The following is a 20,966-nucleotide window of genomic DNA, read 5'->3' on the forward strand; positions in this document are numbered from 1 at the left end:
CAGCGGCCCGGAAACGGGTGGTTTCCGGGCCGCTGTTGCTGTGCGGGGAGGTCGTGCCTGGCTGCTGTTACTGGTCCTCGCCGCCGAAGCGCTCCTTGTACGTCTCCAGGTCCTCGTCCGTCAGCTTGGCGAACAGGACCGGCGGGACGGTGAAGGCGGTGCCGGCCGGGACGGAGGTGAGGGCCTTCGCCTCCTCACGGGTGACCCAGCTCGCGGTGTCGTCCGCCAGGGAGAACACCTCGCGCATCGCCTTCGACGTCGTCGGGATGATGGGCTCGGAGACCACCGAGTAGAGGTGGATGAGGTTCATCGCCGTACGGAGGGTGAGGGCGGCGCCCTCCTTGTTCGTCTTGATCTCCAGCCAGGGGGCCTTCTCCTCGAGGTAGGAGTTGCCCGCGGACCACAGGGCGCGCAGCGCGGCGGCCGCCTTGCGGAACTGGAGCGCCTCCAGCTGCTCCTCGTACTCGGCGAGGAGGCGTGCGATCTCCGTGCCGAGCTTCGCCTCGGCCTCGCCCGGCTCGCCGCCCGCCGGGACCTCCTCGCCGAAGCGCTTCTTGGAGAAGGACAGCACGCGGTTGACGAAGTTGCCGAGCGTGTCGGCCAGGTCCTTGTTCACCGTGGCGGTGAAGTGCTCCCAGGTGAAGGAGGAGTCGTCCGACTCGGGGGCGTTGGCGATCAGGAAGTAGCGCCAGTAGTCGGCGGGCAGGATGTCCAGCGCCTGGTCGGTGAAGACGCCCCGCTTCTGCGACGTGGAGAACTTGCCGCCGTAGTACGTCAGCCAGTTGAACGCCTTGACGTAGTCGACCTTCTTCCACGGCTCGCGCACCCCGAGCTCCGTGGCCGGGAACATCACCGTGTGGAAGGGGACGTTGTCCTTCGCCATGAACTCGGTGTAGCGGACCTCGGTGTCGACGTCGTACCACCAGGACCGGTAGTCGCGGTTCTCCGGGTCCTGGTCGGCCCACTCCTTCGTCGCGCCGATGTACTCGATCGGGGCGTCGAACCAGACGTAGAAGACCTTGCCCTCGGCCGCCAGCTCCGGCCAGGTGTCGGCCGGCACCGGCACGCCCCAGTCCAGGTCGCGGGTGATCGCGCGGTCGTGCAGGCCCTCGTTCAGCCACTTGCGGGCGATGGAGGCGGCGAGCTGCGGCCACTCCTCCTCGTGCGCGGCCACCCACTCCTCGACCTCGTGCTGGAGCTTGGACTGCAGCAGGAAGAGGTGCTTGGTCTCGCGGACCTCCAGGTCCGTGGAGCCGGAGATCGCGGAACGCGGGTTGATCAGGTCCGTCGGGTCCAGGACGCGCGTGCAGTTCTCGCACTGGTCGCCGCGGGCCTTGTCGTAGCCGCAGTGCGGGCAGGTGCCCTCCACGTAGCGGTCGGGGAGGAAACGGCCGTCGGCGGGCGAGTAGACCTGGCGGATCGCCCGCTCCTCGATGAAGCCGTTCTCGTTCAGGCGGCGGGCGAAGTGCTGGGTGATCTCGACGTTCTCGGGGCTGGAGCTGCGGCCGAAGTAGTCGAACGCCAGCGCGAAGCCGTCGTAGACCGCCTTCTGCGCGTCGTGCGCCTGTGCGCAGAACTCGTCGACCGGCAGGCCCTGCTCCTTCGCCGCCAGCTCCGCCGGGGTGCCGTGTTCGTCCGTCGCGCAGATGTACAGCACGTCGTGGCCGCGCTGGCGCAGGTAGCGGGAGTAAACGTCCGCCGGGAGCATGGACCCCACCATGTTGCCCAGGTGCTTGATCCCGTTGATGTACGGAAGGGCGCTGGTGATGAGGTGTCGAGCCATCGGGGGCTGCTCCCAGGTCGGGGGTTTCACGAACCTTGAAATCGTAGCCGACATGGGTGGGCCACCCGCTTCCCGTTTTGCAGGGTGGGAAGGGGCGGCCCGTGGTGGTCCGGGGGGTCCCGGTGGGGGCTGGTGAGGGCCCGGGGGGTTTCGCGCGGTGGCTACGGGCGCCAGGCCGCGAGGACTCCCTCGTAGAGCTCGGCGTCCGTGAGCTCGCGCGGGGCCGGGCCCGCGTGGAAGAAGGACGCGTTGTCGGTCTTCAGCTTGCGGAGGTAGTCGAACGCCTTGTTGTCGTGCTCGCCGAACGCGACGAAGGAGAAGAACACGGTGGGGTGGTTCTTCGCCGCGTCCGTGAGGGACTGGGTGGCGGGGGTCTTCGCGTCGGGTGCGCCGTCCGTCTGGAAGACGACCAGAGCCGGGGCCTCCGGGGCGGCGGCGTTCTTCTGGTGGTGGGTGACGACCGCCTCGACGGCCGCGTGGTAGCTGGTACGGCCCATGCGGCCGAGGCCCGCGTGCAGCTCGTCGATCTTGTTCTCGTGGTCGGCGAGCGTGACGTCGGCGGTGCCGTCCAGCTCCGTGGAGAAGAAGACGACGTGGACCTTGGTGCCGGGGCCGGCCGGGTCGAGGTGGGCGGCGAGGGCGAGGGTCTGCTCGGCGAGGGCCTGCGCGGAGCCGTCCTTGTAGTACGGGCGCATCGACGCCGAGCGGTCGAGTACGAGGTACACGGAGGCGCGGGTACCGGCGAGGCCCCGCGCGGCGAGAGCGTCGGCGGCGGCCCGGTAGGCGGAACCGAGGCCGACGGCTTCGGTGGCCTCGGTCTCGGCATCGGTGCCGGTCTCGGTGCCGGTCTCGGTCACGGAATCGGCCTCGGCATCGGCCTCGGGGGCAGCGCCTTCGCGTGCGGCGGCGGCCACGACCTCGGGCGCGGGCTCGGGGGCGGGCTCCGGCTCCGTCTCCGCCTCGGGGGCAGGTGCGGGGGTGGGCTCCGGCTCGGGCTCGGCTTCGGCTTCGGGGGTGGGCTCCGGCTCGGGGGTGGGCTCCGGGGCCGACTCGGCCTCGGCTTCGGGGGTGGGCTCCGGGGCCGACTCGGCCTCGGGTTCGGCTACGGGAGCGGGGTCTGCGGGCTGCTCCGGCTCCGCAGCAGGCTCCGGCGCCTCGACGGCCTCGGGCTCGGAGGCCGTTTCACCGGCGGGCTCGGGCTTGGGCTCGGCCTCGGGCTCCGGTTCCTCGGCGGTCACCTCTGACGCGGGCTCGGCGGTCGCCTCGGTGGCCGGCTCGGGAGTCGCCTCGGGCTCCTCCTGCGGCGCCTCTGCCTCTGCCTCCGTCACCGTTTCGGTTTCCGGGGTGGGCTCCTCGGCGGTCGCCTGCGGCTCGGGCTCGGGCTCGGGCTCGGCCTCCACCTGCGGCTCGGGCTCGGCCTCGGGTTCCGCGGTCTCTTCGGCGGCCGGTGTGACCTCGGGCTCCGCCACCGCTTCCTCGGCTGCCGTCTTGGGCTCCTCCGCGTCGGCTGCCGCCGTCGCTTCGGGCTCGGGGGTGGCCTCGGCGGCCGGTTCGGGAGTCGCCTCCGGCTCCTCCTGCGCCGCGTCCGCCTCCGCGTCCGCCTCCGTCACCGTTTCGGTTTCCGGGGTGGGCTCCTCGGCGGTCGCCTGCGGCTCGGCCTCCGCCTCGGCCTCGGGCTCGTCCTCCGCCTCGGGCTCGGGCTCGGTCTCCGTCACCGTGGCCTCGTCGGCGGCCTCGGCCTCCTCCGCCGTAACGGGCTCCTCCGCGGTAACGGGCTCCTCCGCCGTAACGGCCTCCTCCGCCGTAACGGGCTCCTCGGCCGTAACCGGCTCCTCCACCGTCGGCTCGGTGGCCGGCTCCTCCACCGGGGCCGGCTCTTCCGTCGACATCGCCGTCGGCTCAGCGGCCGGCTCCTCCGGGTCCGTCGGCTTGGGGACCGTCACGTTGTCGAAGGCCGCCGCCACCAGGTCGTGCTCATCACCGGTGTCCGGGGCCGACGACGAGCGGGGCTCCGGGACGCGGGCGGAGGCCGCGGGCTGGGGCTCGGGGGACGGGGAGGGGACCGTCGGCTGCTCCGCCTGTCCCGCCTCCACCGGCGTCGATGCCGCCTCCGACGGCTGCGAAGAGGTACGGTCCGCACCCTCCGCCTCGGCCGCACGTTCCTTGCGTGATCGGCCGAAAGCGTTCCGCAGGAGAGTGAGAATGCCCATGTGCGCACCCCTTCGCGTAAGTTGTTGCCCGTCAATCCCTGGCCAGGACGGACACGTAAGGTTAGCCGCCCCGGAGGGCGATCTTGGGTAGGGGCGGGGGCCTGTGCCGGGCCCCGTGTCAAGTGCGCCTGAGGTGCCGGGGACTTCACTCTTCGTTCATGTCGCGGCCGTCCTCCCGCACATACGCACCCCTAACGTCACGCTCATACCAAGGGCACGCAAGGGGAGAGCAAAGTGCGCAAGCTACTGCCGATCGTCGGGACGCCGTCCGGCTCGCATCCGGGTGGGCGATCCGCCCTGACCTGTCGTTTCCGGTGTGGTGACGCCTGTTTCCACGAGGTGCCCAACACCAGCTCCAACGAGTACGTCGGCGACGTCATCGCCGGTGCCATCGGCCGCCGCTCGATGATGCGGGCCGCCGCCGTCGTCACCGTGGCCGCCGCGGCCGGTACGGCCGGCCTCGCGGCCGCCCGCCCGGCCCAGGCCGCCGAGGCGGCGGGCGCCGGCGCCGGCGCGGCGGGTGCGACGTCGCACCCCAGGCCGGCGTCGAAGGCGGCGCGCGGGCTGCGGTTCGACCCCGTCGCCCCCAACACCGTCGACGCCGTCGTCACCCCGGACGGGTACGGCCAGAACGTCGTGATCCGCTGGGGCGAGCCCATCCTGCGCGGTGCCCCGGCCTTCGACCCCGACAACCAGACCGCCGCCGCGCAGGCCGGGCAGTTCGGGTACAACAACGACTTCCTGGCCCTGCTGCCGCTGCCCGGCGAGCACGGCCGGCAGCTCCTGGTCGCCAACCACGAGTACACCGACGAGATCCTGATGTTCCGCGGGTACGACCCGGCGAACCCGACCCGGCAGCAGGTCGAGGTGGCCTGGGCCGCGCACGGGCTGGCGGCCGTGGTCGTGGCGGAGGACCGGAAGACCGGCAAGCTCACCGCGGTGCCCCGGCACGCCCTGAACCGGCGCGTCACCGCCACCACCGAGTTCCGGCTGACCGGCCCCGCCGCCGGCAGCGACCTGCTGAAGACCTCCGCCGACCCGACGGGCACGAAGGTGCTCGGCACCCTCAACAACTGCTCCGGCGGCACCACCCCGTGGGGCACGACCCTGCACGGCGAGGAGAACTTCAACCAGTACTTCGCCAACGGCAGCCGCGCCACCGACAAGCGCTACGGCATCGGCACCGGCGCGACCGAGCGCAAGTGGGAGCGGTTCGACAAGCGGTTCGACGTCGCGCAGGAGCCGAACGAGGTGCACCGGTTCGGGTACGTGGTCGAGTTCGACCCGTACGACCCGACGTCCACGCCCCGCAAGCACACCGCGCTCGGCCGGTTCAAGCACGAGGCGGCGACCGTGCGGCTGACGGCGGACGGCCGTCCGGTCGTCTACTCCGGCGACGACGAGCGGTTCGACTACTTCTACAAGTTCGTCGGCAGCAAGCGGATGAAGCACGGCTCCTCGCGCGCGGTGCGGGAGCACAACCTCTCGCTGCTCGACGAGGGCACCCTCTACGTCGCCCGGCTCACCGGCGACTCGCCCGCCGCCGAGATCGACGGCAGCGGCGCGCTGCCCTCGGACGGCGAGTTCGACGGCAGCGGTCAGTGGATCCCGCTGGCCACCGCGACCGCCGACGGCGCCGTCTCGCACGTGGAGGGCATGACCGCCGAGGAGGTCTTCGTCTTCACGCGGCTGGCCGGCGACAAGGTCGGCGCGACGAAGATGGACCGGCCGGAGGACATCCAGCCGTCCCCGCAGACCGGCAAGGTCTACGTCGTCCTCACCAACAACACCAAGCGCGGTGTCGGCAGCGAGGCCAAGGCCGACGAGGCCAACCCGCGCAACGCCAACAAGCACGGGCACATCCTGGAGCTGACCGAGCGCCGGGGCCGTGCCGAGAGCACCGAGTTCGGCTGGTCGCTGTTCCTGGTCGCGGGCGACCCGGACGACCCGGCGACCTACTTCGCCGGGTTCCCGAAGGACGACGTCAGCCCCATCTCCTGCCCGGACAACGTGGCCTTCGACCCGCACGGCAACCTGTGGATCTCCACCGACGGCAACCAGCTCGGCTCGCACGACGGGCTGTTCGGGGTCGCCACGCGCGGCGAGCGGCGCGGTGAGCTGAAGCAGTTCCTGACCGTGCCGACGGGCGCGGAGACCTGCGGTCCCGTCGTGCAGGACCGGCGCGTGCTGGTCGCCGTGCAGCACCCGGGAGAGGTGGACGGGGCGTCCGTGGAGAAGCCCGCCAGCACCTGGCCCGACGGCCCCGGCCGGATCGTCCGCCCGGCGGTCGTGGCGGTGTGGCGTGAGGACGGCCGCGACATCGGCGTCTGAGACCCGCCCGAGGGGAGTCCCGAGGGGAGTCCCGAGGGGAGTGGGGTGCGCGCGACTCCACTCCCCTGACTGTTCTCTGTTCGCCCGTCCGGGTCAGGCGGGCCCGTGCAGCGCGATGTCCACGAGCAGGGCGCGGTGGTCGGTGCCGGCCAGGTCGAGGAAGCGGGCGGTGTTCACGGAGAAGTCCCGGGACACCAGTACGTGGTCGATCTGGACGCCGATCGTCGGCGTGGTGCGGGCCGGCCAGCTCGGGGTGCGGTCGTGGCCTGCGAGGCGGGCGGCGTCGCGCAGGCCGGTGTCGAGGATGCGGCGGAAGGCCGCGTGGTCCTGGGAGGCGTTGAAGTCCCCGGCCAGGACGGTCGGGGTGCGCCGTTCGGCGGCGGCGAAGTCGCGCAGCCTGCCCAGTTCGCGGCGCCAGACGCCGACCTGGCCGGGCAGCGGCGGCACGGGGTGCGCGAGCTGGAGCCGTACGGTGTGGCCGCCGACGTCGGCGACCGCCCCGGGCATGCTGATGACGCCCCGCACGCCCGCCGCGTTCCGCAGCGGGAACCGGCTGAGCAGGAGCGCGCCCGCGGAGCCGTCGGCGGCGGCGGCCCGCCGGAAGGGCAGGGCGTCGCCGAACGTCCGCTCCAGCGCCGCCCGGCACCCGTGCTCGCACTCCTCGACGAACACGACGTCGGGCCGCTCGCGGCGGATCACCGCGATCAGCGGGCCTGACGAACGCAGCCACGGGCACCTCGCACGGTGCCGCGCCCGAACTCGACGTTCGAGGTCAGCACCCGCAGCTCGGCGACCGCGGGCCCGCCCGGCTCGCCGCTCCTGCCGTACGGCTCGACGTACCAGGCCAGCAGCCCGAGGACGACGACCCCCCACACCAGCCCGGCCCACCACCTGGCGAGCAGCGCGAGCAGCAGCGCGCACCCGGTGGGCGCGAGCAGCCAGGGCAGGAAGGCCAGGAACTGCGGCACCGGCGTGACGCCGTCGCTGTCGGCGGCCCGGCAGCCGACGACGACGCTGACGCCGGCGAGCAGCAGCCCCGCGCACCAGCCGCCGACGCGCCGCCCCGTCGATCGCACGCCACGAGCCTACGAGGGGCCGTCCACCCGCGCCAGGAACGTCCCCAGCGCCCGGTTGAACTCCTCGGGCCGCTCCAGGTTCGGCAGGTGGGCCGCGCCCTCGACGACGTGCAGGTCCGCGTCGGGCAGCGCCGCGTGCATGGCCTCGGCGTCGGCGACCGGGGTGTAGGTGTCGTCGGCGCCCACGACGACCAGCGCGGGGACGGTGACCCGGGTGAGCAGGGCGCGGTAGTCGGGGCGGGCGGCGCGGGCGCGCAGGGCGGCCGCGGCGCCCTCGGGCGGGGTGGCCGTCATCATGCCGTGCACGTGCGCCTTGACCCGCGGGCCGGCGTACGGGGCCACCATCTTCTCCAGCACCTCGTCGGCGTACCCGCGCATGCCCTCGCGCAGCAGGCGGTCCGCCAGGGCGTGCCGCGCGCGCACCCCCTGCGGGGTCTCGGCGGCGGGGAAGGTGTCGGCGAGGACCAGGCCACGGACGCGGTCCGGGAACTGCCGGTAGCAGTCCATGACGATCTGGCCGCCCATGGACAGGCCCACCGGCACGAACGCGTCCACCTCCAGGTCGTCCAGCAGCGCGACGACGTCCCGTGCGAACTCCTCGAAGCGGGTGACGCCGGGGGAGACGGGGGACGCGCCGTAGCCGCGCAGGTCGGGGGCGATCACCCGGCGGGTGGCGGCGAAGGCGGCGAGCTGGGGGTGCCACATCGTGCGGTCGAAGGGATGGCCGTGCACGAGGACGAGGGGGGCGAGGGAGGCGATGGAGGGGAGGGAGGCGAGGGGGGCCGGCGGAAGGAAGGAGGAGGTATTTTCCGGGCCTTTGTCCTCGTGTGCGAGGAAGGGTGCCATGCGGTCGACCCTAGGAGCGCCCCGCTTCTCGGTGCAATAAAATCTTTGCCTTCGGTGCAATCCCCGCGCTCCGCGCGCGACCCGTCGAGAGGAGCCCCGCCGTGGCCGACCACCGCCGTATCGACTACCGGCGCATCGCCGACCGCATCGCCGCCGACATCACGGCCGGCCGGCTCCGGCCCGGCGAACGGCTGCCCCCGCAGCGCCGGTTCGCCCGCCGGCACGGGATCGCGGTGTCCACCGCGGAGCGGGCGTACGGCGAACTCGTCCGGCGCGGGCTGGTCGTCGGCGAGGTCGGCCGCGGCACCTTCGTGCGGGCCACCCCGCAGCAGCCGGCCGGCCGCGCGCTGATCGAGCCCGGCACCACGGCCACCGTCAACCTGGAGCTCAACTACCCTTCCGCGCCGGGCCAGTCGGAACTCCTCGCGCCCGCCCTCGCGCCGCTGCTGCGCCCCGACACGCTGACCGAGGCGCTGCGCCCGGCCCCCGCTGCCGGCACCGCCGCCGCCCGCCGCGCGGCGGCCGCGCTGTTCGCGACGCCGGGCTGGGAGATCGCGCCCGAGCAGGTGCTGTTCACCGGCAGCGCCCGCCAGGCCATCGCCGCCGCGCTCGCCTCCCTGGTCCGGCCGGGCGGCCGCGTCGGCGTCGAGGCGCTGACGTATCCGCTGGTCAAGGAGATCGCCGCCCGGCTCGGCCTCACCCTGGTCCCGCTGCCGACGGACGAGGAGGGCCTGCGCCCGAAGGCCGTGGCCGCCGCGCGGCTGTCGGCCCTCTACGTCCAGCCGACCCTGCACAACCCGACGTCCGCGACGATGGGCGCCGGCCGGCGCCGCCGGCTCGCGGAGGCCGTCGCCGACCTGGGGCTGCCCGTCGTCGAGGACCGCATCTGGTCCTTCCTCGACGAGTCGGCCCCGGCGCCCCTTGCCGCCCACGCCCCCGGCCTGACCCTGGTCGTCGACGGCCTGTCCAAGCGGGTCGCGCCCGGCCTCACCGTCGGCCTCCTCGTCGTGCCACCCGGGCGGGCGGAGGCGGTGGCGGGCGCCGTGCGGTCCGGGGGGTGGAGCGCGGGACGGTTCGCGCTGGAGGCGGCCGTGCGGTGGGCCGGGGACGGCACGGTGGAGCGGCTGGTCGCGGCGAAACGCGCGGACGCGGCGGCCCGGCAGCGGCTGGTGGCCCGGCGCCTCGACGGCTTCCGGGTACGGTCCGACCCGCGCGCGTACTTCGCCTGGTGGGAGCTGCCCGCCGGGTGGCGCGCGGACACCTTCACGGCCGCCGCGGCCGCGCACGGCATCGCCGTCACCCCCGGCCCCGCCTTCGCCGTCGACCCGGGCCACACCCCCGACGCCGTCCGTCTCGGCCTCGCATCGGCCCCACCGGCCGACCTGGACCGCGCCCTGCGCACCCTCGCGGCCATCGCCGGGGAGCGCCCGGGCGGGCGCCGGTACGGGACCTGAGGCGCGCCCGGCTCGCTGCGGCCGGCCGTGCGGCCGTGTCACGGGCCAGGACTCGTCAGCAGGTGATGCTCTCGATGTAGACGTGGTCCAGATCGCTGAACTTCTTCCACAGGCTGGCCTTGCCGCGCCGGTCCTCCGTGTTGGTCCAGCCGCCCCAGTAATGCCACTTGGTGACGCAGCCCTTGTAGAACCGGACGGCGTCGGTGTCGTAGTAGTAGTAATGGAACTTCGACTCGTCGCCCGCCGGGAGTTCCACGTCGGAGTAGTAGGCGGCCCAGTAGTTCACGTGCTGCACGCAGGGAAGCTTGTCCCCGGAGTAGGTGCTGGAGGTCCCGGACCAGCAGTTGGCGATACGGACCGGCATACGCGAGTTGTTGCTGACCTCACCGCCGCAGCCCGAGGTGGTGCAGGTGCCCGCGGACGCGGGTGTGCTGAGGCCGATGCCCATGAGGGGTATCGCGACGGCCAACGCCGCGGAGCGTGCGCCCCACTTGCCGAGTCTTTCCTTGATCATTCTTCCTCCGTGTGATCGCGAGTGATCAGACCGATGACCGGTGGGGGATGCGGGCGGCCGGCGGGCGGCGAGGTTCCGGCGGGCGGCGGGGTCCCGGTGGGCGGCGGGGTCCCGGTGGGCGGCGGGGGAGCGCGGCAGGATGAGCAGCGCGCAGAGTCTCGGCATCCTGCCGAGGGGCTCTGGCCTCCCCGTTCTCACCTCTGCTGCGATTCCCCCGTCCCCCGTCCCCCGTTTCCCGTTTCCCCCGTTTCCCGTTTCCCCCGGCCCCCCGTTTCCCCCGGCCCCCCGTTTCCCCCGGCCCCCCGTTTTCCCCGGCCCCCGGCCCTCGGATTGCCGTGGCCTTCGTCTTCGTCAGGCAGCAGACTGCATCGGGCAGGACTGCTACGGCGAGCTTCCGTGCCACGATTCGAGCAGGTTCGAAGGGCCGGACGACACCGAGCCCGTCGTGGACGCCGTGGGCCGGTGGGGGCGTCGGGCTCTCAGGCGGGTCGGCCGGGGGCCGGGGCCGGGGCGGGTGCCGCGGGTTCTCCGTGGCGTCGTCCGAGAGGGCCCGGGCGGCCGGTGAGCCAGGCGCCGAGGGCGACCGTCAGGCCGAGGGCGACCAGCAGCCAGGAGGCCTGGCGCAGGGAGGCGGTGAGGGCGTCGTAGACCGCGCCCGCGGCCGTCCGGTGGGACGGTTCGGGCAGGTCGGCGAGGGTGAGACGGCGGCCGACCGCGACGGCGAGGGCGAGCAGCGCACCGCCCAGCGCGGTGCCGAGGGCGGTCGCGGTGACCGCGTGGCGGCGGCAGCCGGCGACGGCGATCCCTGCGACGGCGAGGACGACGGCCGCCGGCGGCAGCCAGAGACCGGCGGCCTCCAGCACGCGAAAACCTCTCCGGAACCGGTCCAGGTCCGCGGCCGGCACCACGGCCACCTCGGTGTGCTCGACCGGGATGCGATCGGCCAGCGGCATGTGCTCGTCGGCCAGTTTCCGCTTGACCTGCGCGGTGACGGGCGCGAGGTCGACGGTCACCGCGCGCTCGCGCTCGTCGCGCAGGGCGCGCAACACGGCGTCGTGGACGGCCCGGTTCCCGGCGTCCCACGCCGTGCGGTAGGCCTCGGTCCGGGTGAACGAGCGCACCGCGTCGTGCACGAAGGGGCGCACGCTCCCCCGCATCGGCCGGACGTCGAGCCGGTCGTCGACCTCGTCCATGATCCCGGCGCCGACGGTCTCCGCGACGGCGTTCCGCACGGCCGGGTCCGACGCCAGCGGCGCCAGCGTGGCGACGTACCGGCCGGTGTCGGCCAGCCCGTAGGCGGCCCAGGCGGCCAGCGCGCCGAACGGCGCGAGGAGACAGGCGAGGGTGATCAGGGCGGCCGACAGGACGCCGCGCAGTCGTGAGGGCACCCTCCCAGGCAACGTCCCCGACCCGCCTCCCGCGACCGCTACGCCCGCAATCGGGTGCCCCGCCCGCCCGCGCCGCCGCACGCCGGATCCGCTCTCGCTCACGCCGCCCGCCGTGCCGTCGCCGGACCGCGTCTTCCGGTCGCACCGCCTGCCGCCGTCGGGCCGTGGCGTCGTCGCCCGTGCTGTGGCCGGGCCGTGGCGCCGGCCGCACGCCGTCCTGTACCGCTGGCCGCGCTGTTCGCCCGACCGTGCCGCCGCCGGGCCGTGTCCTCCGGCCGTCCCGCCGCCGGGCCGTCGCCGGGCCGTGGCGCCGTCGCCCGCGCTGTGGCCGGGCAACGCAGTCTGGCTGTCCCCGCCAACGGGCCGTGCTGTGCCGCCAACGGGCCGTGCGGCTGCCAAGCGGCGCCGTCGTGCGGCTGCCACGTCGTCCCGCCGCCGGGCCGCCTCACCGTCGCCCGCGCTGTCGCCGGGCAACGCAGTCCGGCTGTCCCCGCCAACGGGCCGTGCTGTGCCGCCAACGGGCCGTGCGGCTGCCAAGCGGCGCCGCCGTGCGGCTGGCCACGTCGTCCCGCCGCCGGGCCGCCTCACCGCCGCCAGGCCAGGCCGTCGGCCGCGTCGCCGCCGGGCTGCCCGGGCCCCTCGCCGCCGGGCAGCCGTGTCCTTCGGCCGGGCTGCTGGCGCAACTGCCGCGTGGCCGTCCCGCCGCCGGGCCCCGCTGCGGTCGCAGCCGACCCGTGCCGTCCGGTCGTGCCGTTCCCGGGCACGCCGTTTGCGGTCTGCCGCATCCCGCCGTCGCCGGGCCGTGCCGTCGTCTGGGCCGTGCCGTCGTCTGGGCCGTGCCGTCGCCTGGGCGGTGCCCGTCGCTTGGCCGCCCCGCTGCCGGGCCGCCGGCCGCGCCGCATCGCCGCCGTGTCGCGGGGCTGCCGTGCCGCCGCGTTGCCGTCCGGCCGCGCCGCGCCGCGTCGCGTCGCCCGTCCGGGCAGGGCCCGGACGGGCGGTGGTGTTCGTCAGCGGATGCGGTTGCCCGCTGCGTCCTCGCGTGTGTAGTAGCGGTAGAAGAAGACGGCGAAGACGCCCGCCGTGACGGCGAGGCCCAGTGCCACGCACTCCAGCACGGACGCGCCGCTCTGGTTGAAGAGGAAGGCGATCGCCGCGCCCGCGAACGCGGACTTCGTCAGCGAGTGCAGTTCCCGCTTCAGCCGCGGCGCGAGGACCGCCACGGCGATGCACAGCACCATGAACACCACCGCGGTCACGAAGCCGAACAGGAGGTTCCAGCCGGTGATGGGGCCGCCGGCGCGCCGGTTCGCCGCCGCCCAGTAGCCGTAGACGAGCCCGAAGGCGACGGGTACCCCGTAGCGTGCCGCCGTGTGGACGCGTTCGTCGAAGACGTCGGGTGTGCGGGTGGGCCTGACCAGTTCGCCGCGCCTGGGTGCCGCGTGCGTCATGGGAGCACTCCTTCCTCCTCGCCCCGGCTTCCAGAGCACACCGGCGCGGGGGTCCTGGCAAGTCGGCGGACGCGACCGGTTCCCGCCCGGATGCGCGGGGGGCGGACGCGTGCTTCGCTGGGGCTCATGAGCGGGCGGGTGCCGAGGCGGGCGGGCGGCGGCCGGGCTCCGCTCCACCGGGTGCCGCGGGCCGGACGCGAGGACGTGCTGTACCGGCACCAGCTGCTGCGGGTGCGCGGGCGCAGCGTCGCCTGGGTCCCTCCGCTGCTGCTGCTCATCGGCATCATGGCCATCGACTTCAACAGCACCGGCAAGTTCCGGATCATCTCCTGGATCGTGCTGGTGCCGGGCATCGCCGCCGCCATCTGCGGGCTGTGGGGCACGGCCGCCTTCGCCGCGCTCGCCCTCGGCGCGTACGTCATCGGGGACCAGTCCTGGCCGCACCAGTACCAGAACGGCCTGCCCGACTTCATCCTCGTCGCCGTCGGCGGCGTCCTCGCGGTCCTGGCCTGCGCGGTGCGGCTGCGCGGCGAGCGCCGCATGCTGCACATGCGGGACATCGCCGACACCACCCGCCGCACCGTGCTGCGCCCCCTGCCGCCGGGCTGGGGCGGCCTCGACCACGCGGCCGTCTACCTCGCCTCCGACGTCGAGGCGCGGGTCGGCGGCGACTTCTACGACGTCCAGCCCGGCCCGCACGGCACCCGCGTCCTGCTCGGCGACGTCCAGGGCAAGGGCCTCGGCGCGGTCGAGGCGGCGGCCGCGCTGCTCGGCGCGTTCCGCGAGGCCGGCTACCACGAGGCCTCCCTGATCACGATCGCCGAGCGTCTGGAGATCCGGATGACGCGCCACCGCGAGCACACCGCGGCCCTCGGCCGGGACGACGGCGAACGCTTCGCCACCGCCGTGCTGCTCGGCTTCCCGGAGGACTGCCCCGACGCGGTCGACGTCGTCGTCTTCGGCCACGAACCGCCGCTGGTCGTCGGCCCCGCGGGCGTGCGCACCCTGCCGCCCGGCGACGGCCTCCCGCTCGGCCTCGCCGATCTGACCGACGAGGGGCCGCCGCCGGTGCACCGGGTGCCCGTCGCCCCCGGTGAGACCCTGCTGCTGACCACCGACGGCGTCACCGAGGCCCGCAACGACGACGGGGCGTTCTACCCCCTCCTGGTGGACGTGGCCGGCGCCGTCGCCGCCGACCCGGGGACCGCCGACCCGCGGCGCCTGGTCGCCCTCGTCCGGGACGACACGCTGCGGCACTGCGGCCGGCGGCTCGCCGACGACGCGACGATCTTCGCCGTGCGGCGCGTCACGTCCGGGCGACCCGGACGGGTGCGTCTGCCGTCCTGAGGCCCACCTTTGCACCCGCAGCCGTTACGGTGCTGCCGTACGTGATCGACGGGGGATGGGGAGGGAACGATGCCCGGAACCGTGCTGCTGCTCGCCGCATCGCCGGCGGGCAAGGGGTGCCTGGTGGACGCCGCTTCGGTGCTCCCCGTCCTCGCGGCCGTCCCGCCCGCCGTGCTGTCCGGCACCGAGACCGCGAACGTCGTCGAACTCGCCGACCCCCTGGAGCCGCAGGCCGTGCTGACCCGGCTGCGGGCCGCCGCGGCCGCGACCGGCCCGCTGACCGTGTTCGTCACCGGCCAGCTCCAGCTCGACCGCCGCCAGCGCCTGCCGCATCTCGCGCTGGCCCGTACGACGCCCGCCACCGTCCGCTATACCGCCCTGCCCTGGCACTGGATCCGGGAGGAACTGCGGCTGCGGGCGGCCGGGACGACCTCCCTCCTCCTCGACCTGCACGCCGATCCGGAGACCTGGGAGTGGCTGCGGGCCCACCCGCTCGACTCGGGGCCCGGCCACGCCGTTTACGGTCGCATCGCGCCGCCGCCGGGCCGGCGCGCGGTGGCCGTGCCGGCGTACATGAAGGCGGTGGCGACGATCCTGCGCAGCGGGCACCGGCCGGAACTGGCGGACCTCCACCAGCAGGCGGTGGCACGGCTGGGCAGCGACGGCTACGGGGACCTGCTGCTGGCGCCCGCGTCGGCGTCGGCGTCGGCGGCTGGGCCCGCGCCCGCGCCCGCGCCTGCGTCGGCGTCGCCGTCGGTCGCGGTGGTGTCCGGCGCGGGGGGTCCGGCCTTCGTGCCCCGGCCCTCCGAGCCCCCGGAGCCTTCCGCGCCCGCGGAGCCTTCCGCGCCCGCGGAGCCTTCCGAGCCCTTACAGCCTTCCGAGTCTTCGGCCGTTTCCGACGGGGCCGCCCGCCTGCCCGGACCGCCCGGTTCGAGGGCGCCCGAGGAGCCGGACGCCGCCGCGGCGGACGCGGGCGACGACCCGCACGCCGTCATCTCCGACGCCGTCCGGTCCGGGCGGCACGCGGACGCCGACGCCCTCGCCGCCCGGCACGAACAGGCCGCCCTGCGCGCCCACGGGCCGGGCTCCGAGGAGGCGCTGCACTGGGCCGAAGTTCGGGCCGACCTGGCGATGTTCGCCGGTGACCCGGTGCGCAGCTGCCGCACCTGGCTGGCGGTGGCCGCCGCGCGGCTGTCGGCCGGGCAGGCGCCGGACGCGCCGGCCGTCGAGGCGGCCGTGGACCGTGCGCACCACCAGTGGGGGCTGATCGGCGACCCGGCCGGTGCGCGGGAACTCGGCTCCCTGCTGGCGGACCTGCGCTCCCGCGTGCCGGGGCGCAGAGAGGGCGCGTTGGAACATGTCCGGCGCCAGCTCGGTCAGTTGCAGACACAGGGTTGAGCCAATTGTGACGCAGTGTCGACCCGACCCTCCCCGGTCGGTGACCCCGGTGCCATGATGGTGTGTCATGGCTGAGGGGGATGGAGTGGCCGACCACGAGATTCGCGTACGGCTGGACCGGACCGCGAGCGAGAGCGACATCGGCGCGCTGAAGAAGTGGCTGGAGCGGGAGACCCCGCTCGACCGGTTGGCGCGCGCCGGCGAGCTGCGGATCGACGTCCGCAGACGCACGGACGCCGAACCGGGTGCCCCGATGGGCATCGGCTCGGAGATCGTCGTGCACTTGGTCGATACGGGCACGTCCGTCGTGTTTGTGGAACTGCTGCACCAGGTGAGGCTCGCCGTCCAGGCCTGGCGTTCCAACCGCCGGGACGTCGAGAACGGTGAACCGCCCGGCGCCGACGTCGACGGTGTGGGACCCGACGACAGGTAGGCCGCCCGGTGAGCCGCTTCGACGGGCGTGGCAAGGCGAACCGGGTGCTGCTGGTCGGCGTGTCCGAGTACGACCACACGAAGCCGCCGCACGGGGTGCCCGGCGACCTTCCGGCCGTGCGGCACAACCTGGACCGGCTCCGGGACGTGCTGCAGCGGGGCGGGGTGTTCGGCGCGAGCGAGCTGGTGCTGCTGCGGTCGCCGTACACGCACGACTTCGAGCACCAGCTGCGCAGGGTCGCGGAGGAGGCCGAGGGCCTGCTGCTGGTGTACTTCGCGGGCCACGGGGCCATCCCCAGCGCGGGTGACGAGCTGTTCCTGCAGCTGCGGGGCGCCGGCGTGTACGCGGGCGAGGCGGCGGTCTTCCCCGGCGCCGAGATGTTCACCACGGTGCTGGGCATGCTGGGCACCAGCCGGGCCGAGCGGATCGTGGTGGTCCTCGACTGCTGCTTCGCGGGCAACGCGGCCTGGATCTGGGAGCACGTCCCGGACCGGCGGCGGGTGCTGCTGCTGACGAGCGTGCAGGCCAACCACCGCATCGACGCGGGCGATCCGGCGACGCCGACGCCGTTCACCGCCCTGCTGGCCGAACTCCTCGCCGGTGAGGGGGAAGTGTGGTTCGGCCGGCTCGCGGAGGACTTACGCACCGGGATGCGGGCGGCGGGCCTGCGGACGATACGGGACCAGCCGTGGGAGCCGCTCAGCCGGACGGAGCCGGGCGAGGACGTCCTGCTGTCGGCCCGCGGGGTGGCCCGCCCGGGGAGCCCGGCGCAGACACCGCCCGACCGACGGGCCTTACCCGGAACGGCCTCACCCGGAACGGCCTTACCCGTCCTCGGCTCGCCCGGCACCGGTTCGCCCGCCCTCGGCTCGACTGACACCGGTTCCCTCGATACCGGCTCGCCCGACACCAATTCCCTCGGCACCGGATCCCTCGGCTCGTCCTCCGCCGGATCCGGACGGTCCGGGGCGGCCGAGCCGTCGCCGGGTTCGCGTCCGCCGTCGCCGGGTTCGGCCACGCCGACCGGGTCCACGCCGACCGCCTCCACGCCCGGGACTGCCCCGTACCTGTCGGACCCGGACCCGGACCGGGACCCGCACCCGGATTCGCACCTGTCGGGCTCCACCTCGCATGCGCCGGTGCCCGGCTCGAAGGCGCCGGGCCGGGCCGCGGACCCGCCCGGCTCCGGCCCGCCCCAGCCGGGCGGTGCGGGGAGCGCGGCGCGGCCGGCGCTTCCCGGCCGGGCAGTCCGGGACCTCCTCGCCCGCTTACGGGCCCCCGCCGTTCTGCTCGCCGCCTGGTACCGGCGACTGCGGCCGGCCGGGAGGGTCACCCTGGTGCTCGCGCTGCTCGCCACCGGATTCGGGTCCTGCGCCCTGTTCACGCTGCTGTCCGACGGCTCCTCCTGCGCGCCGCCCCTCGAACTGCGCGTGCTGACCGACCCCGACCTGGAGGCCACCGTGACCGCGGCGGCCGCCGCGTACCTGATGTCGGACGCGAACACCGACGGCGACGGCTGCCGGCGCAGCGGCGTCACCGTCTACAGCGCGGGCTCCGCCGACGCGATCAACGCGCTGCGCCGGCAGACCGAGGCCTGGAGGGAACCCCCCGACGAGGACACCAACCCGCAGCGCGACGTCGGCCCGCAGCCGGACGTGTGGATCCCGGCCTCCTCCGCCGACGTCGCCCGGGTCACCAAGGGCCAGGACACCGACACCATGGCCCGTCTGAAGTCGGACACCGAGCCGCTGGCGTACTCGCCGATCGTGCTCGCCGTTCCCAAGAAGATGGCGGCCACCGAGGACCAGCGCCGCGTCCGGCCCACGCTGTCCCAGCTGTTGCACGACCTCAGCGAGCGGTCCGCGGATGTCGAGGTGCGCCGCCCGGACCCGGAGTTCACCGACGCGGCGCTGCTCGCCACGACGGGCCTGTACGGCACCGGCGCCGATCCGGCTCGCGCCGAGAGGCAGGTCGCCCAGCCGGGCCCGCCGTCCCGCACTGCCGCCGACCTGCTGTGCGCGCTGCCGGAGGACATCACCGTCGACCAGCGCACCGCCGCGCTCGTCCCCGAGTTCCTGATGAAGACCGGCCTGGACTGCGACCGTACGAGGCGTACCCCGCGGATGGCGGAGTACCCGGGCGACGTGCCCGGCATCGAGCCCACCTTCGTCCGGGTCCGCTGGAAGGGCGCCGACCGGGACGAGGAGGCGCGCGGGCAAGCGGTCGGCCGGTTCCGGGACTGGCTCGCCGGCCCCGGCGGCCGGGCCGTGTTCGCGCGTGACGGCTTCCGCGCCGCCGACGGCGACCGGGACCTGCTGGACCCCGACCACATGGACCGCGGGGTGCTGCGCGCGCCCTCGCCGCTGACCGAGGCGTCCGGACAGCGGGCGATGGACACCGCGCTCACCCGGTACCGCGGCGCCCATGGGCCCGGCCGGGTGCTGTTCCTGCTCGACAGCTCTTGGTCCATGACGGACCAGTGGAAGGGGGCGAGCGGCGGTCGTGGCCTGCTGAAGCAGTCGCTCGGCGGGCTAGGCGACCTGGACGAGTACGGCGTGTGGTCGGTGGCCGGCACGATGGACGGGCACCCGTACGAGTGGCTCCTCGACTTCGGGCAGCACCGGCGCAAGGACGCCGAACGCACCATCGACGCCGCGAAGGTCCGCGATGCCCAGGCCGACCCGCGCGCCGCGCTGATCGCCGCGCTCAAGGACATGGCCGACCGCCGCGCCCGGGACGACCACCCCCAGCTGATCGTCTACATCACGGACGACGAGGACAATTCCCGCCTGACCGTCGGCGGCATCGACGAAGTGCTGTACAAGGCCGGCCAGGAGAAGGTGCCGGTGACCATGGTGTCCCTGGCGAGCGGCGGCTGCGGCCGGGGCAGGCCGGACGCCCGGATCTCCGCGGTGAGCGGCGGGCGCTGCCTGGACGCCGACGACGACATCGGCGCGGGCCTGGCCGACGAGGTCGCGCGCATCGGGACGGGGGACGACTGATGGCCGAACGAGCCGTACGAGGCATGCGGGGCCTGCGGGACATGAGGGGCCTGCGGGCTGTGCGGGCCGTGGGACGGACCGCGGCGCTGCTGGCGCTGCTCCTGTCGGCCGCCTGCTCGGGCGGGCCGCAGCCGCCCTCCGACGAGGAGGTGCCCGGCCAGATCGTGATAGCCAGCGGCCGGGACGTCACCGGCAAGAACGGCGTACGCGAGCAGCTCATCGACGCCTGGAACCGGCAGCAGGAACTGCAGCACACCAGCTACAGCGCCCGGCTGGTCGAACTGCCCGGCAGCGCCGACGAACAGCGCAGCCAGCTGCTCGGCGCCCTCCAGTCCGGCAGCGCGACCTACGACGTGGTCAACCTGGACGTGACCTGGGTACCGGAGTTCGCCGCCGCGCACCTGGTGCGCCCGCTGCCGGACGGCATGATCGACGCCGACGTCATTCCGTCCGTGGCCGGCACCGCCCGCTGGGACGGACGGGTGTACGCGGCGCCGTTCAACAGCGACGTCGGCCTGCTCTACTACCGGCGGGACTGGCTGCATCGGGCCCGCGTGCAGCAGACCGACCTGAGCGGCGGCATCAACTGGACCCAGCTCGACGCCCTGATCGGCGACGTGGGCGACCTCCGGCCCGAGGGCTACGATCAAGGCTGGACCACCCAGCTCGCCGCCTACGAGGGCCGTACGGTCAACGCGGTGGAGGCGTTCGCGACGGCGGTGAAGGACCTGTCCCTCACCGACGCCGACGGCCGCTACACCGGCAACGTGGACCAGTTGACGCGGGGCATCGCGGAGCTGCGTCGGCGCACCGAGAGGCCCTACCTTCTGCCGGACGCCTTCCACTCCGACGAGGCCGCCTCACTGAGCGACTTCGCCGACGGCCGCACCGCGTTCCTCCGGCACTGGCCGTACGTCTACCGCTCCCTGTTCCAGAACTTCACGAAGGACCAGATCGGCGTGGCGCCGCTGCCCGGACGCGCGGTGCTCGGCGGCCAGAACCTCGCGGTGACCGCCTCGTCCCGGCGCGCGACGAAGGCCAGGGAACTGATCTCCTTCCTCACCGGCAAGCAGAGCGAACGCTGCCTGCTGGACGCCGGGTTCGCGGCGACGCGGGAGTCGGCCTACACGGACGACAAGGTGCGCTGCGCCCCCGCTGCCTCCCCGTCGCCCTCGCCGACCGGGGAGGGCGACGACCGGATGCCCCGCGACGCGGCGGGCCGGCCCAGGTACGCGCACGCCACCCTGCTTCCGGCCCTGAAACGTGCCGTGCAGCGTCCGCGCACTCCGCTGTACGGCGCCTTCACGCAGATCCTCACCGACCAGCTCGGCACCCTGTTCGGCGACAGCCCGCCGGACGACGAGACGCTGGCGAGAAGGCTGGACAAGGCCCTCCGCAAGGCCCTGCCGGACGGACGGGACTGACCGGACCGAGGGGACTGGGGGACTGACCGGACCGAGGGGACTGGTGGCGCAGGGGACTGGTGAGACCGACCGACGGGACCGAGGGGAGTGGCGGGACCGACCGGACCGGCCGGAGTGGGCGCCCGTCAGGCGCCCTGGGGAAGGTGCAGGACGGTCGCGGCCGCCCGGTCGGCGGTCGGCCGCAGGTCCGCCGCCTTGGCCGGGCCGGCGTTGGCGGCCAGCAGCAGGGCGACCACCGCGATGACGGCTGCGCCGAACCCTCTGGCATGACGCTCGGAGATGTGTCGGAGCACGGCAACCTCCTCAACGGCA

Annotated in this window: 14 protein-coding genes and 1 pseudogene; 7 read left to right on the forward strand and 8 right to left on the reverse strand. The window is 74.4% G+C overall.

The annotated features are described in order from the left end of the window. Positions 1–67 precede the first annotated feature (67 nt). Both metG and ACH4ZX_RS28400 read right to left on the reverse strand, forming a co-directional pair. Positions 68–1,783: a methionine--tRNA ligase gene (gene metG / locus ACH4ZX_RS28395; protein WP_398278573.1), complete on the reverse strand. Its 1,716-nt coding sequence runs from the start codon at positions 1,781–1,783 to the stop codon at positions 68–70. Positions 1,784–1,944: 161 nt separating this feature from the next. After that, positions 1,945–3,993, reverse strand: coding sequence for a VWA domain-containing protein (locus ACH4ZX_RS28400; RefSeq protein WP_398278575.1), 2,049 nt, complete (start codon positions 3,991–3,993; stop codon positions 1,945–1,947). A 234-nt stretch (positions 3,994–4,227) separates the two neighbouring features. Here ACH4ZX_RS28400 and ACH4ZX_RS28405 point away from each other — a divergent pair, with 234 nt between their 5' ends. Then, the gene (locus tag ACH4ZX_RS28405) at positions 4,228–6,324 is read left to right on the forward strand and encodes a PhoX family protein (protein ID WP_398278578.1); all 2,097 of its coding nucleotides are present in this window, start codon (positions 4,228–4,230) and stop codon (positions 6,322–6,324) included. 93 nt (positions 6,325–6,417) lie between these two features. On the opposite strand, the pseudogene ACH4ZX_RS28410 reads toward ACH4ZX_RS28405, so the two are convergent. Then, positions 6,418–7,400: pseudogene (locus ACH4ZX_RS28410) on the reverse strand (endonuclease/exonuclease/phosphatase family protein). Between the two features lie 9 nt (positions 7,401–7,409). After that, positions 7,410–8,246: an alpha/beta fold hydrolase gene (locus ACH4ZX_RS28415; RefSeq protein ID WP_398278581.1), complete on the reverse strand. Its 837-nt coding sequence runs from the start codon at positions 8,244–8,246 to the stop codon at positions 7,410–7,412. 101 nt (positions 8,247–8,347) lie between these two features. On the opposite strand from ACH4ZX_RS28415, the gene ACH4ZX_RS28420 reads away from it, so the two are divergent. Then, entirely contained in the window at positions 8,348–9,700 is a 1,353-nt protein-coding gene (locus tag ACH4ZX_RS28420; RefSeq protein WP_398278584.1) for a PLP-dependent aminotransferase family protein, read from the forward strand. A 55-nt stretch (positions 9,701–9,755) separates the two neighbouring features. On the opposite strand, the gene ACH4ZX_RS28425 is transcribed toward ACH4ZX_RS28420, so the two are convergent. From ACH4ZX_RS28425 to ACH4ZX_RS28435, 3 genes are all read right to left on the reverse strand, one after another. Further along, positions 9,756–10,214 (reverse strand): hypothetical protein, encoded by a 459-nt coding sequence (locus ACH4ZX_RS28425; RefSeq protein ID WP_398278586.1) that lies wholly within the window; start codon positions 10,212–10,214, stop codon positions 9,756–9,758. A gap of 479 nt (positions 10,215–10,693) precedes the next feature. Continuing rightward, a complete protein-coding gene (locus ACH4ZX_RS28430) occupies positions 10,694–11,602 on the reverse strand; it encodes a hypothetical protein (RefSeq protein WP_398278589.1) in 909 nt (302 codons plus the stop codon). 1,007 nt (positions 11,603–12,609) lie between these two features. Beyond that, a complete protein-coding gene (locus tag ACH4ZX_RS28435; RefSeq protein WP_398278592.1) occupies positions 12,610–13,050 on the reverse strand; it encodes a hypothetical protein in 441 nt (146 codons plus the stop codon). Between the two features lie 126 nt (positions 13,051–13,176). Between ACH4ZX_RS28435 and ACH4ZX_RS28440 the strand changes: the two genes are divergently transcribed. The 5 genes from ACH4ZX_RS28440 to ACH4ZX_RS28460 all read left to right on the forward strand — a co-directional run bounded on the left by ACH4ZX_RS28440 (position 13,177) and on the right by ACH4ZX_RS28460 (position 20,654). Beyond that, positions 13,177–14,397 (forward strand): PP2C family protein-serine/threonine phosphatase, encoded by a 1,221-nt coding sequence (locus ACH4ZX_RS28440; RefSeq protein ID WP_398278595.1) that lies wholly within the window; start codon positions 13,177–13,179, stop codon positions 14,395–14,397. Positions 14,398–14,466: 69 nt separating this feature from the next. After that, positions 14,467–15,795, forward strand: coding sequence for a hypothetical protein (locus ACH4ZX_RS28445; RefSeq protein WP_398278598.1), 1,329 nt, complete (start codon positions 14,467–14,469; stop codon positions 15,793–15,795). Between the two features lie 67 nt (positions 15,796–15,862). After that, positions 15,863–16,228 carry a hypothetical protein gene (locus ACH4ZX_RS28450; RefSeq protein ID WP_398278601.1) on the forward strand — a complete coding sequence of 122 codons (366 nt, stop codon included), beginning with the start codon at positions 15,863–15,865 and terminating at the stop codon, positions 16,226–16,228. An 8-nt stretch (positions 16,229–16,236) separates the two neighbouring features. Then, positions 16,237–19,230: a substrate-binding domain-containing protein gene (locus ACH4ZX_RS28455; RefSeq protein WP_398278604.1), complete on the forward strand. Its 2,994-nt coding sequence runs from the start codon at positions 16,237–16,239 to the stop codon at positions 19,228–19,230. Continuing rightward, positions 19,230–20,654, forward strand: coding sequence for an extracellular solute-binding protein (locus ACH4ZX_RS28460; protein WP_398278607.1), 1,425 nt, complete (start codon positions 19,230–19,232; stop codon positions 20,652–20,654). Before ACH4ZX_RS28455 ends, ACH4ZX_RS28460 begins: the two co-directional genes overlap by 1 nt. A gap of 125 nt (positions 20,655–20,779) precedes the next feature. Here the strand turns inward: ACH4ZX_RS28460 and ACH4ZX_RS28465 are convergent, their stop codons facing one another. Continuing rightward, positions 20,780–20,947: a hypothetical protein gene (locus ACH4ZX_RS28465; RefSeq protein WP_398278610.1), complete on the reverse strand. Its 168-nt coding sequence runs from the start codon at positions 20,945–20,947 to the stop codon at positions 20,780–20,782. Positions 20,948–20,966: the final 19 nt, after the last annotated feature.

The organism is Streptomyces sp. NPDC020490 (assembly GCF_044335305.1).
In the GTDB taxonomy this organism is placed as follows: domain Bacteria; phylum Actinomycetota; class Actinomycetes; order Streptomycetales; family Streptomycetaceae; genus Streptomyces.